The organism is Roseibium sp. (assembly GCF_039982295.1).
GTDB lineage: Bacteria > Pseudomonadota > Alphaproteobacteria > Rhizobiales > Stappiaceae > Roseibium.
The window spans coordinates 1-13,313 of sequence record NZ_JBDWYP010000081.1 but is presented as its reverse complement, the minus strand read 5'-3'; the positions used below and the strand labels follow the sequence as shown (position 1 = coordinate 13,313).

General features: G+C 55.3%; 12 protein-coding genes. 5 read left to right on the top strand and 7 right to left on the bottom strand.

Annotated features, from left to right (window positions below):
* Window positions 1-559: 559 nt before the first annotated feature.
* Together ABJZ52_RS15980 and ABJZ52_RS15975 are read right to left on the bottom strand one after the other, a co-directional pair.
* Entirely contained in the window at window positions 560-1,474 is a 915-nt protein-coding gene (locus ABJZ52_RS15980) for an Abi family protein (RefSeq protein WP_348037671.1), read from the bottom strand.
* Window positions 1,475-1,850: 376 nt separating this feature from the next.
* Window positions 1,851-1,994, bottom strand: a complete 144-nt coding sequence (locus ABJZ52_RS15975) for a hypothetical protein (protein ID WP_348037669.1) — start codon at window positions 1,992-1,994, stop codon at window positions 1,851-1,853.
* A 119-nt stretch (window positions 1,995-2,113) separates the two neighbouring features.
* Between ABJZ52_RS15975 and ABJZ52_RS15970 the strand changes: the two genes are divergently transcribed.
* A complete protein-coding gene (locus tag ABJZ52_RS15970; protein ID WP_348037667.1) occupies window positions 2,114-2,377 on the top strand; it encodes a DUF3892 domain-containing protein in 264 nt (87 codons plus the stop codon).
* 133 nt (window positions 2,378-2,510) lie between these two features.
* On the opposite strand, the gene ABJZ52_RS15965 is transcribed toward ABJZ52_RS15970, so the two are convergent.
* Both ABJZ52_RS15965 and traA read right to left on the bottom strand, forming a co-directional pair.
* Window positions 2,511-3,242, bottom strand: coding sequence for a DUF6118 family protein (locus ABJZ52_RS15965; protein ID WP_348037665.1), 732 nt, complete (start codon window positions 3,240-3,242; stop codon window positions 2,511-2,513).
* Between the two features lie 8 nt (window positions 3,243-3,250).
* Window positions 3,251-6,769, bottom strand: coding sequence for a Ti-type conjugative transfer relaxase TraA (gene traA / locus ABJZ52_RS15960; protein ID WP_348037663.1), 3,519 nt, complete (start codon window positions 6,767-6,769; stop codon window positions 3,251-3,253).
* Window positions 6,770-6,985: 216 nt separating this feature from the next.
* On the opposite strand from traA, the gene ABJZ52_RS15955 reads away from it, so the two are divergent.
* The 4 genes from ABJZ52_RS15955 to ABJZ52_RS15940 all read left to right on the top strand — a co-directional run bounded on the left by ABJZ52_RS15955 (window position 6,986) and on the right by ABJZ52_RS15940 (window position 10,987).
* Window positions 6,986-7,270, top strand: a complete 285-nt coding sequence (locus ABJZ52_RS15955; protein ID WP_348037662.1) for a mobilization protein — start codon at window positions 6,986-6,988, stop codon at window positions 7,268-7,270.
* Between the two features lie 13 nt (window positions 7,271-7,283).
* Window positions 7,284-8,948, top strand: a complete 1,665-nt coding sequence (locus tag ABJZ52_RS15950; protein ID WP_348037661.1) for a type IV secretory system conjugative DNA transfer family protein — start codon at window positions 7,284-7,286, stop codon at window positions 8,946-8,948.
* A gap of 78 nt (window positions 8,949-9,026) precedes the next feature.
* Window positions 9,027-9,473, top strand: coding sequence for a hypothetical protein (locus tag ABJZ52_RS15945; RefSeq protein WP_348037660.1), 447 nt, complete (start codon window positions 9,027-9,029; stop codon window positions 9,471-9,473).
* 431 nt (window positions 9,474-9,904) lie between these two features.
* Window positions 9,905-10,987, top strand: coding sequence for a replication initiator protein A (locus ABJZ52_RS15940; RefSeq protein WP_348037658.1), 1,083 nt, complete (start codon window positions 9,905-9,907; stop codon window positions 10,985-10,987).
* Window positions 10,988-11,053: 66 nt separating this feature from the next.
* Here the strand turns inward: ABJZ52_RS15940 and ABJZ52_RS15935 are convergent, their stop codons facing one another.
* The 3 genes from ABJZ52_RS15935 to ABJZ52_RS15925 form a co-directional block, all read right to left on the bottom strand.
* Complete coding sequence (locus tag ABJZ52_RS15935; RefSeq protein WP_348037656.1) at window positions 11,054-11,347, bottom strand: hypothetical protein; 294 nt, start codon at window positions 11,345-11,347, stop codon at window positions 11,054-11,056.
* Entirely contained in the window at window positions 11,313-11,984 is a 672-nt protein-coding gene (locus tag ABJZ52_RS15930; RefSeq protein ID WP_348037654.1) for a ParA family protein, read from the bottom strand. The genes ABJZ52_RS15935 and ABJZ52_RS15930 overlap by 35 nt, the downstream gene beginning before the upstream one ends.
* 103 nt (window positions 11,985-12,087) lie before the next feature.
* Window positions 12,088-12,633 carry a recombinase family protein gene (locus ABJZ52_RS15925; RefSeq protein WP_348037652.1) on the bottom strand — a complete coding sequence of 182 codons (546 nt, stop codon included), beginning with the start codon at window positions 12,631-12,633 and terminating at the stop codon, window positions 12,088-12,090.
* Window positions 12,634-13,313: the final 680 nt, after the last annotated feature.

The following is a 13,313-nucleotide window of genomic DNA, read 5'->3' as shown; positions in this document are numbered from 1 at the left end:
CTCGACGGGTAAAATCGATGATGGTAGCTTCGTCCATGGTGGTGCGTCCTAAAATGGTTGGTTGGGTGTGTAGCAACACCAATCCAACCAGATGCACCGCCGTCATTCAAATCGCCCGGACACCAGATTCAGACATAGCTCAGCATGAAGAGCGTGCGCTCGATCCGAGCCAATAGCGTTTCGTGAAAGCAAAAACAAAAAGTATCACCAATCGCGTTGAAATCTTCGATTTCAGGCAGCGATTGGTGATACACCTTTTCACGAAGTGCTCTCGGGGAAAGGTTAAGATCACGCACCCTGGACAATCAGAGAACCGAGAGCCGGATTGGCGTCTCAGTCCTCAACAAGATGACTTCCCTCGGACGTCCCACGTTCGAGCGTATCTCATGATGCCAAAATTCTGGGTAAGGGACCGCCGCGCGCCGCCTGATGATTTGTGCAACACGGTGGGGGAACTGCGCCCGCGCCAGGTGCGTAGGCCGGATATGCCGGAGGAATGATGCAACTCTCGCCAAGTCTGCCGCCTCGACGTGCTCACTGTGCTAAGAAGCATTGTCCGTCACCCAGCCCAAATCACCTGTTGTTCCCAGCCATCGGGAAACCCCGCATTCTTTAGTGAAACATAAGCATTGTCCGGAAACGTGCCCAAATGCTCCAACAAGAACAAGCACCAGGAGGAGTTCGGATTAATCACGCCGACCATGTGACGCATGATCGCAAAGGCGGCGTAGACACGCGTTTGAGCGCGCCTATCCGCCTGGATGTGATCAAAGGCTGGAATGTCCCCCGGCCCGCCCATACGAGGGATATTCACCAGCGGTTTGTTCCAAAGTCGGGAATGGTGAGCACAGATGTTTCGAACATCATTGAGGACACGCAGCCATCTCTCGAAGATCCGCCCGTCTGGCACACCGTAACTTTGCGCAATAGCATCTCTGTCAGCCTGTAAGAGACCTGCATAGAGGTGCGATAGGGCTCCGAAGTCCCAAATCTCCGCCGCTACCCATATTGGCATGTCTGCGCCTGGGTATCTGCGCCGGAAGTGCAGCGCGAAATCCTCACGAGATCTCTCGACCTTTCCATCCAAGATCCGGAGCCATTTTTCATGTTCGGTTTCTGCTTGCGGATTACGGCGACGGCGGGAAAAATGACCGTGGAGCTGCGAAGGATCTCTATGCGCAAGAGGAGCCCGCTGACCGAGCAGGATAGCAAGATCCGCCCGCAAAGCGATTTCGATGCGCTCTAGGGCATCGAGAGCCATCAAACGCAGCTTTTTATCGAAGACATAGAGATCCAGGGCATGGCTGAAATGTGTGCCCTGTTTGAAGGTGTCTAGAATCGTTGTCTGCTCGACCCCAGTGTTAGGATCTACCACCGTCTGCTTTTCACGAAACGGATACCAATACGCACTAAGGCGATAATAGTTGACGCGCGAAAGGTAGAATTTAGCTCTCGGCTCGTCCGTAATTTCCATTCCACGCTGTTTTAAAAGCGCAACTTGGTCATCAAGAGATAGGAATGGTTTCGGATATAAGGCCACAATTCAATATTATAAATAAGAAGACCGACCCGTACACCGAGGTGCAGTGGGGCCGGTCATGTCTCCTATAATATGGATGATTCTCGCGCAAGAATGCAAGGAAAAACCGTACTAAATGTACACATCATAAATAAGCATATTTCTTCAATGCCTTATAAGTGGCCCAGTCGCCCCGAATCTTCGTGTGCAACCGCCCTAGTAGAACACACTCAATAGATACGATTCAGGGTTGTTTTTATTAAAAAACAACCCAATATTGCGGGTGGAATGTTATTCCCATTTATAGACCGGTTTTGACAAACTCTAGAGATTAAGAAGAAAGGAAGTAGGTGAACAACATGGCAAAATCGAACAAAGAAGTAACGAGCGCGAAGGCTGCATCAGCAGCGTCAAAAGTGCTTAAAAACCCAAAGTCCAGCTCAGCTGCAAAGACGGCGGCAGCTTCGGCACTCACGCAGCGTCCGAACAAAAAATAACGTTAAAACAATGGAGAGAGGTGCCTGATAATCCCGCGCACCTCCAAACAGGAATATTTCGAACCATACAATATTTCATCTACAAGGAACGCTTCAGATGGCCGACAGACAAGTTACTGCCTCCGGAAAAAACACGGATGGCGATATCACTAAGCTCTGCAAGTCAGGCGCAACATGGTCTCCTCGCCTGAAGGCAGATGCGATCAACGACATCGAAAAAGGCCTGCACACTTACTACGTCCAGCAGGCTGGTACGTCTCGCGTCGACATCACCGTGGTGAATGGAAATACCGGGAAATACCTTCGCTCGACCGCAGATTCGTCTTCAGAAAACAACTTGGACAATCTCCCGAATTGCTAAGATCATTACCGGGTTTGCAGGTCGTATTGTGGCTTGGGGGAGTGTGCGTTCCGCGATGGCATCAAGCAACTTCAAATCGCCACCTGACTGAGGCGCCTCCAACTTTTGGGCCTAGCTCTCTTCCTGCCAGCCCTCAGTTTTCGGACACGACAATGGTGCATGTCTGGTCTTGCCCGGCCATTGCGGCGGCCGCCCGGCATTTCTCGATGGCCTCGTTATTGGCATAAACCAGCTGGTTGGCTGTATTCATAAACTGCGCGCTGGCAGGATTGCCGGCACTCATCATGGCAAAGCCGGCATTCCAGCGCGTGTCATGCATGAGGAAGGCCGCGACCCGCGAGGCGAGAGCGTCGGGCAGACAGAACAGCACCACACCGACCAGGAGCATTCCGGCCACCAGTCCGCCGAAGCCGGCAAAGTACAGGTTTCGGGTCTGGGTTTCCCGATCTCGTGCACTTTTGGTATAGGCGGCAAGGGTCCGGGCTTCGCGCGCCAGATCGCTGGTAGCTTCATCCACTTTACGCGCCAGTGATTTTACCAGCCCGTCCCCGCCCTGTTCGGCGGCGCGCGTCAGTTGGGCCGGCTGAAGCCGGAGTACCGGCAATTGCTCGATCGCCTGAAGGCGCTCCCGGGTCCGGGCAAGGCTTTCCACCAGACGACCGAGATCGGCACTGTAGTCGACCGGCTGACCGATCCTGTCGATCTGGTCGAAGGCCGTCTCGACCCCCTTGCGGATCACGGTCATTTCTCCGCCGATCTCGCGTGAGAGCTTTTCCACCGCCTCACGCAAATCGTCGAAAGCCTGAACCGGATCGCCGGCAGTTTCCATGTTGTCTCGTTCGAAGTCCGCGCTTGCGTCCGTCATCGTGTCCCTTACATTTCCAGTCCGTGGCTCTTGTCGAGCTTTTGCTCCCGCGAGATTTGCCGCTCCAGGTCTTTGGCAAGGCTCTTTTCTTGGCCGATATGGTCAAGTCCAAGGTCTTTCGACCGCTTTTGAAGCGCCTGCTCCATCTGCGGATCGCGCTCGAGGCTTTTCGTCAAATCGCGCAACTCAGATGCGACCCTGCCGCGCGCTTGCGTCTCCTGCCGCCCACGCAGCTCCCGGTGCTCGGCCTTCAACTCCTGCCAGCGCTCGACAAAGCGATCGGCACGAACAGCCGGGTCCGCAACCGCCGCCCGCTCACGCTCCATGCCGGCGACAAGATGATCGACACGGTCCCGGCCAGAACGCTCCGTCATGGCCAACGCGGTCTGCGGATCGCGCTGCACCGCAGATCTGATCAACTCCAGGGAACCGGACCGCGCCTGGTCGAGCTGACGGCCGGCCTCCTGCATTTCCCGTTTCTGACTCTCAAGGAGAGGCAAGCCCTGCCCACGCTGCTTTTGTCCGGCGCTAAACGCCTGCGCATAGCGATCGACGGCCGTTTCAAACGGGGAGTGCCGGCGCAGCCGCTCAGCAAGCCTGTCCTGGTCTATATCGCGCGTTTCCGGCTTGCGTTCCTGTTTCGACCGGGCGTTAAGCTTGAGACCGTCAAACAGGCTACGCCGCTGTTTGCCCGCCGACGGTGCGTTTGCCTCGGTCGTTCGCTCTGCGCGATCCGCAAGCTTCTTCTCGCCAGATCCCCTATCCTGGGCCACCATACGCCCGACCGTTTCGGAGCGATCTTTCTGCGAGCGAACGCGCTCCCCATTAGCGCCGTAGTGAGCCGGAGAAAGATCGCGGGCAGCACTCCGCTCCATCCGCGCAACATCGATCTCGCTCCTGATCCCCAAGGTTTCCGCTATCCCGCGACGCTCTGCAAAAGCGGCGGAATAATCCAGCGTCGTTTCCTTCACGCCGGAACGCGACAAACGGGCTTCCAGCTGTCCATAGGCCAGATCCTGCGCCTCAATCACCTTCCAGGCATTGCGCTGCACCTGCGTTCCATCAGGAAGCCTAACCGTCTGAGATCCCTCATGCCGAAGCCCGATCGTCTCGCCGATCTCCGGTTTGGCCTCACCAATGGCCCGCTCAAGATCAACACCCCAAGTCGTCTGTCGCTCGCCTTTGGCGTTTTCCAGAGTGACGAAGTAGCTCTTGGCGTTGCCTGACCGGTGCTCAAACGGCGCCTTGCCATGTTCGACCAGGCGACCCGATGAACGATCGCCGAACTCGCCCATATCCGCATAAAGCTGCGCGCCATCGCGATGCCTGGTCATAGCAACATAGGTCAAATGTCGGTCCATCGTTGCCGACGCCAGAACATAGGCTCGGTCGACCGTCGCCCCCTGGTTTTTGTGGATCGTCGTCGCATAGCCGTGGTCGATGGCCTTGTAGGTCTCCAAATCAACACGCACGCACTCACCATCGCGGCCATCGAGCTGCGCAACGATCCTGGGTGGGTCACCCCCCTCACCGGCTTCGATGCGCTCCACCGTGCCAAGCATCCCGTTTTTGACACCAAGGTCACGGTTGTTCTCAAGGAATACGATCCGGTCACCCGGCGCAAAGTCGCGCTTGCCGTCATTGGTCTGAACCGACACTTCGCCGGCGTCCTCGCCGCGCGACAATGAACCGCGTTCCTGAAGCTCGGAACGGATGCCTTCATTCAACGCTCGAACATCAACCCTCCGATGCGCCATAGCGACCCGGCTTCCCTGCGGCCGCTGGTCAAGATCGGCAAGGTAGTCTCGAACAATCTCCGACCGCGCCTGGTCGCGATCAGCCGCAAAATGAATGTCTCCATGATCGCGATAGGCGGCCAACCCTTCGCCCGTCTTATGGGTGGCAAACGAAACAGAAGCCTCCCGCTGCCAGTCATGACGCTGGCGGCGAATTTCCGTAAGCTCCGCATGACCGACCTCTTCCGCAACAGCCCGGAACGGAGCGCCCGCCCCGATCGCCTGCAACTGCTCATGATCGCCAACAAGAACGATCTTCGCCCCGCGCGCTTCAGCCTCGCCAACAAATCGCGCCAGCTGACGGCTGCCCACCATCCCCGCCTCGTCGATAACAAACACGTCGCCGCGGCCGAGCTGGCGCCTGTCGTTCTGCCAACCCATCTCCCACGACGCCAACGTGCGGCTCGCAATCCCGGAACTCTCTTCCAACCCTTCGGCCGCCTTCCCCGACAAGGCCGCCCCATGAACCCGGTACCCCTGTCGCTCCCAGGCCTCACGCGCCGCCGCCAGCATCGTCGACTTGCCCGCCCCCGCAAACCCGACCACCGCCGCAATCCGTTCCCGACCGGTGATATGCGCAATCGCTCCACGCTGCTCATTCGACAATCGCGCCGAGATATCCCCGGCCCCGCGTTGAAGCGCCTCGTCCTGTCGCTCGATCGCACCACGAACATGTCGCTGATCGACACCATGCGATCGCGCCGCATGCATTCGCCGCGCGCTTTCGATCATGCTGCTTTCAAGAGACACCATGTCCCGCGTTGAATAGCGCGCGAGCGTCACTTCGCCCGTTTCCCGATCAACACGCTCGCCCTGAAGCTGCACAAGCGTCGGCGAGGCCATGACTGAAGCAAAGGCGTTCTGAAACGCTTGGGGCTCATCGTTGAGATAGCGATGCAGTGTGCGGGCAATATCATGCCGATCGAACACGCTCTTCTCTTCTGCAATCAGCGACAGAACCTCTTCCGGCTTTTCCCGGATAAGCTCCGCATTGCGTTTGGCCGACCCCTCATCCAAACGGGTTCGATCTACCGCCCGCCCCTGCCGTTGCAGCTGCGTCGCATGAACTCCCATATGCTCCGTCGGAATGATCTCAAGCCCCCGGTCCAAATGGGACCGGTGATCGATCCGGATATCAAACCCTTCACGTGCCAGCTGTTCATTCGCTATCCCTTCCCAAGATCGGCGAATGTCACGAATCTGCATGTCGCTCGCCGGCAAGCCCTGTCCCAACAGCCACTTGTTCTCACGCTCGATATAGGTTTTCTCGCTTAAGCCGCTTTTCTCAACCCGACGTGTCGTCATCATCACGTGCGCATGGAAGTTCCGAATGTCGCCTTCGACATGCGGCGCATGAATGGCAAAGTCCACTGCCACGCCATAGCGGTTCGCAAGATCGGCGGCAAAGTCGCGAACCGCTTCCAGCCGCGCTTCAGCCGACAACTCATGGGGAAGCGCAATCTCGAACTCACGAGCGACACGGGCGTCTTTGCGGTTTTCGGCAAACTCGGCGGCATTCCACAAAACCGAGCGATCGCGCGCCCACTCGGCGGATGACCCTTCGGGCAGAACGATCTCGGTGTGCTCGATGCCCTGTTTTTTGGTGAAGTCATGCACCATGCCGTCGCGTTCATTCACCAGCCGCTCACCGGATCGATAGGCGATCGCCGCCACGGCGCTGCGGCCGCCCGATCGCGATATTGGCTTGATGCTGCAATGATAGACGGCCAATCCCGATCTCCTAATCCTCAAAGAGGGTATCAAGCACTGAGTTGAGCATCAACTCGTAAGTGCGCCCTTCAAATTTCAATCGCTACGCTTTTTCATTTTCAGGTATCGGAGCAAGCGGATAGCCTCTTGCCTCAATATGCGCAACTTTGCGTTTTGCTTCCTCGGTAAAATTAATTATAGAGTGCAGCCCTGTGGTACCTTCATCAGGAAATCATCATGGCACGCAAATCCATCGAACAGCGACTAGCTGAACTGGAAACGAAAAAGAAGACGCTGAAAGCACGGCTCACAAAACAGGAGCGCACCCGCGACACACGCCGTAAGGTGTTGCTTGGAGCACTTGTGCTGCACCGTCTTGAGAATGCCAATGACCCGGAATTTACACGGCGGCTCTCCGACTGGCTACGCCGCGAACTGCCGGACTTCCTCACTCGGGAGGCCGATAAGGAACTGTTTTCCGATTTGATCGAGATAAGTACCGAAAACCAAAAAGACGCTTGATACAGGGGAATTCATGCTGAGATTAAAATTGGCCTGGGTGGCATTGAAAAATATTGGGCGCGCCGCAGGACGTGACCCCATCTGGGCATTGATCGCTTTCGTGACATTTCCCTTTCGCTATGGCGCGTTTTTCGTGAAGTTCGTTGTCGGTCTTCTGGTCATCATACTCATTCCTACTTTCGTCATTGAATATCTCGTCCATAACGGCACGATCGAGCGCGCCGGCCTCATTCGCCAGATCGCCAGTTCGGTCGTTATCATCTTTGCCTTGCTGCTTATTTGGCGCGCTATCACCAATGCGCTCATCGACAATTTCGGTAACATCGCCGGTGAAACCCACGGCTCCGCCCGCTTCGCGACACCGAAAGAGATGGCGCCCTATTCGCAAAAGTCTTCCGGCCTCCTAATTGGCCGAGACCCCAAGTCGAAAAGGCTCCTGCGCTATGACGGCCCGTCCCACCTCATCACCATGGCGCCGACCAGGACCGGAAAAGGCGTCGGCACCCTCATTCCAAATCTGCTGACCGCCGATCGCTCCATCATCTGCATCGATCCCAAGGGCGAAAACGCAAAGATCGCCGGACGCGCCCGGGAACAGTTCGGGCCAGTCCATATTCTCGATCCCTTCGGCGCGACCGATACCCGGACCGGCACCTTCAATCCCATGGACAGCCTTGACCCGGCTAGCCTCGACCTTGCCGAGGACGCCGGAACGCTCGCCGATGCCCTCGTCTTCGACGAACCGGGCATGAGCGGTGAAGCCCACTGGAACGAGGAGGCCAAAGCCCTGGTCGCCGGCCTGATCCTCCAGATCGTCTCCCACGAGCCCGCAGCCCGGCGCACCCTCATGACCCTCCGGGAGAACCTTACCCTCGCCCCGGACGCCTTTGCCGCCCTTCTCAAACAGATGCAGGCCTCAACCGCGGCAAATGGACTGGTCGCCCGCGCCGCCAATCGACATCTCGGCAAATCAGACCGGGAAGCGGCCGGCGTCTTGTCTGCCGCGCAGCGCCACACCCACTTTCTCGATTCACCGCGCATGCATCGCGTCCTCGATGACAGTTCCTTCTCCTTCACGGATCTGAAGCGCAAAAACGCAACCGTCTTCCTCGTCCTGCCCCCCGATCGCCTGTCAACCTATTCCCGTTGGCTGCGCCTCATCATCACACAAAGCCTGCTCGACATGGCCCGTAATCCGGTACAGCCCGCCTCCCCCATTCTCTACCTGCTCGATGAGTTCGCCGCCCTCGGTCACCTGGCCGCCATCGAGCGCGCCATGGGCCTCATGGCCGGTTATGGCGTTCAGCTCTGGCCGATCCTCCAGGATATTCACCAGCTGCGTGCGACCTACGGACAAAAGGCCGGTACCTTTCTTTCCAATGCCGGCGTTCTTCAGATCTTTGGCGTCAACGATCATGAAAGTGCTCGTCTCGTCTCCGATCTGCTCGGACAGGAGACCGCCGTCTTCCAGACCATGGCCCGTGCCCTCGATGCCGAAGCAACCGGCATCACATGGTCCACGCACCACGTTGCCCGGCCCCTGCTGACCCCCGACGAGGTCCGCAATCTTCCCGGCCATTCCGAGCTTATCTTCCTGGCCGGGCAAAGGCCCGTCATCGCCCAAAAACTTGCCTACTTCTCTGACCCTGAGTTCAAGGGCAGATTCGACCAAGGCTGATCGCTACAGAGCCACGTGTCTGGCGGGTGAACACGACCTGGTCCATCCATGCTATCATGCCTTCTCGGGAGAGATAATATGATTTGGCCGTTCTCTAAGAAACCAAAGCCCATGCAAAATGACCCGCTGACTGTGGTTAGAGGACTGGTGAAACATTTGGGATATGATCTGACGCATTACGGTGCGGGGGTGGCGCTGCTCTCGATTGAGAGTGGTTATAGTGTTTATGAAACGGCATCACATATTGTCGTTGTCTCTTTCGCCAGAGATGCCCAATGGGCAGAAGAAGTTTCAGATCTAGATGCAACTATGAAGTTGGCTCCAATTGGAATTGCCATTCTCCAGAACCTGAAACACTTCAAAGATAACGGTGATATGAGGCTCGAAATCTGGGAGAATGATACCACTAGTATTTCTAAACTGATGACCCCAAGCCCTGAAACATCCGACTGGGTCGCAAAAATTTTGAGCGACCCAGTAGTTGCTAAAGATGCCGTGGCAACTAGCCGTATTATCAACCGCTAATCAGTAATTAGATCGGTCTTTCGGTTCAAAAAATCCTAAAAGGGCTTTTCTGTCAGGCACCATCGACATGAGTATCTACCTCATTATGGATTTGGCTTAAGCGTAATCCTAAGGGTAAGCCTGAAGGCGCGAAGCGCCCTATGTGTTTTTATATGTGTTTGAATTGTGTTTCCGATTTTTGTCTAATCAGTAAGTATTTGAAAATAAAATAATAAATTAGATTTTATAATCTTTTTGGTGTGTAGAGTTGCGAATCTAGGTGTGTAGAGTTGCGAATCTGGGTGTGTAGAGTTGCGAATCCGATTTGATGACTTATCCACCGATCTGCCCACAACCGTGAAAATGAGGTAACGCAGCGGAAATTATCCATAGTGTGTGAAATTGCGAAATTGATTGACAGGGTGGGTAAAATTGCGAAACTGGTGTGTGAAATGGTGAATGAACTGCCTTTAGATGATTCACGCTCTGAGCGCTCTCCCCTGCTTCCCGATCGACACCCGGAGCCGGATTTTTTCATCTGCGATATTTTCGACGCAGCGCCGAAATCCGATACGGCCTCAATGGAGCATCCGCTTTTCACGCTCTCGACGAAACCGGATCATCAGACCCGCGAATATAGAAACGGGGATAAATATATCCGCCTTGGCCCTTCTCCGATCGGCCTGGCAACGGTGCATGACCGCGATATCCTGATCTACTGCATATCACAGTGTATGGCGCGCCTGAACGCAGGCAAACAGGTGCTCCGAACTTTGCGCTTTAATGCCCATGACCTCTTGAAGACCACCAATCGCGCGACGAACGATCGTGGCTATGATCTCTTCAAGGCAGCTCTCAAGCGTCTCCAAGGTACACAGATTGAAACGAACATCACCACGGGCGGGCGTGAGCAATGGGAAGTGTTCAGTTTCATTGAGAGTGCCAAGACGATCAAGGAAACGCGCGACGGCCGGATGCAGGCTATTGAAATCACTCTCTCCGATTGGGTGTTCAATGCCATGCATGAGAAGGCAGGCGACATTCTCACGATCTCTCGTGACTATTTTCGTCTCCGCAAGCCCTTAGAGCGTCGTTTATACGAACTGGCGCGGAAGATGTGCGGCCAGAGCACAAAATGGCACCTGCGGCTTGAAACCATCCACCATCGCACGGGATCAAACTCGACGCTCAAAGAGTTCCGCCGGATGCTCAAGGCGATTATCGAGGACAATCGGCAGCACCAACATATTCCCGATTACGATTTCGAGATGACCGACGATTTGATCATCATTCGGCCACGCAGAGATTTCACAGAAACCTATTGCGAGCCGGAAACACCGCGCGCGATCGACCAGGTGAAGCTTAAGCCCTCCACGATCGATGTCGCCCGCAAATTTGCCGGAGGGTACGATATCTATTTTCTTGAAGGTTCATGGCGTGACTTCCTGATGCGCAAACAAGCCATTCCCGAAAATCCAGACGGTTCATTCGTCGGGTTTGTGAAGAAATACGTCGAGAAGAACGGCCGCGCATAACCCCTTAAAGGGGCCTGTTCTCGCAGACCACAAGCAGAACCACTATAACGGTATACCACTATACCGTTATTTCTCTTTCAGCTCATCAACCGTCGGGTACCCGTGCTCCACCAGTACCCGGCTCACACCCTTCATAATCAAGTCATGTAGTTTACAGTCCTTCGCAAAGGCTATCTCCTTTAGCTTCCGGTGTACCTGCGGCGGCAAATAGATGGTGGACTTCACCACATCCGCCCTCTTGGAAGGTGTAGGAGCCGGTTGCGCCAAAGGCACCACCTCGGCGGTTTTGTGGTCGCTGTTCCCCTGCCCCATTTCCCCCTGGATGCTACCCAACAAGCTTGGACGTTGTTTTTTGGCCATGTGCCGTTCCTTCCATTGATTTCTTTACCCATGCCCAAAACTGGCGAATTTCATCGGCGGCCTTTCCACTTGCCGCGTACTCAGTCACCCCCAAACCAGATGCAAAAGCATCTTGGTGGTCTGCCCGCTGCATCAATAGCGGCTCTGCTACATAACCAAGCATGGCTAGAGCCTGCGCCGCTTCGCTGGCGCGCGAATTGTTTGGCTGTGGCGGGCACTGGTTCAATGCAAACAGAAAAGGTTTTTGCAAACGTATAGCGGCTTCGTAGGTCGCCCTAGTCGCCCGTAAGTCCATCCGGGTGGGCCGACTTGGTACTAGGCACAAATCTGCCGCCTGCATGGCCATGTGCGTACCGGTGCTATCAATCCCAGCCGTGTCGAGAATGACCAGCGTATAGCCTCGCTTATCAAGTGCAGTTAGCACAGATGGAAGCTGCGCAATGCTGCCTGGTTCCAGGTAGTCAACGGCTGGGATCTCGTTGGTACGGTCGTTCGCCCAGTTTGCCAGCGACTGTTGTGGGTCGAGATCTAAGACCGCGACTTGTTCACCGGCTTCCTGGGCAGCAACCGCAAGGGACGCGGCGAGAGTGGTTTTTCCAGCTCCGCCCTTCTGCGTCACAAAAGCTATGGTTTTCATAGGCTGCACTCCATTTGTAGTGGCACACCATTACACCATTACACCGTTAAGCCTTTGTGAAGGTATAACGGCACACCACTACACCACTGTAGTAGTGTGCCATCTATCGAAGTCGGGAAATAGTGCTTTTGCCAACGCCAAATAGCCGGGCGACCTCGCGCACCGGCTGGCCTGCTTCCAGCATTTTACGGGCCTCAGCCTGCTGGTGTGGTGAGAGCTTCGGCTTACGGCCTAAGTGTTGGCCGCGCTCGCGGGCACGCTCTCGGCCAGCGGCCGCTTGGGAGAGGCGGCGTTGCCGGTCGTCCTCTGCAATGGCCGACAACAGCCCCAACAGGGCCTTACCCAGGGGACCTTCTAAATCGAAGTAGGGGCGATCTAGCACCTTAGCCGTGGCACCTCGCTGGCCAATCTCAGCCAGGATAGCAATGCCATCCGTATAGGATCGGGTTGCTCTGTCCCATTCGGCCACCACAAACACATCATCTGGTTTCAAAGCTGCGAGGGCTTTTTGTAGTCCCGGGCGCTGTTTGGTGTTTCGGCCGCTGGCTTTCTCGTCATAGATAAGCTCGCAGCCTTCGGCTTGAAGCTCTACAAGCTGCCGGTCTAGATTTTGCTGCTTGGTGCTGACGCGGGCGTATCCGATTTTCATGCGCTAAGCGTAGCACATTTTCGGGACAGACTTACGGGACAAACAAGCCCTTGAAAAATCAGGGCCGGGGAATCCGTCCCGGAAGTCATGACTTTTGGGTCGGGTTTACAAGAATACCAATGACCGGCTCGCCACTTTGCGGGAGTTCTTCGTCAGTACGTCGCCACCGAATAGATTCGGCCTCTACCCACGTCTTAGGCGCTCGCTTTTCCTTAATGACGTATTTGTCTCTATAGAAAAGCCTCATTGACATAGATAACATCGCATTCTGAAATATATACCTAGATGTGTATTTTTTCTCCAGTCCATCTGGGAGTTCAGACTTAAGATTTTTACACAAATTTGGTATTTTTCCGCTTTCAAATGAAGTAATTTTTACATCGTGTGCAAATTCATTTCTTATTCTTCGGATGTAATCGCATTCATTTTTCTCTATATCTTCAATCAAACCCAAACCATAACAGGCTTCAATTCTCGCCGAGAATGTCCCCAGAGGGGCATTCCGTCCCCTTATGATTTCTTTGGAGCCATCGCAAAAGGAGTTATTGTCAAATCTGGTGTCCAGGCGATTTTCATGCAGCGGCTTGATCCTGGTTTGATGGCTTGATGCCGTTGATGAAGTCGACGCCTTGAATCACGTCTGCGAGATGATGGAAGCCGCGCAGTTTACGCCAGCTTTT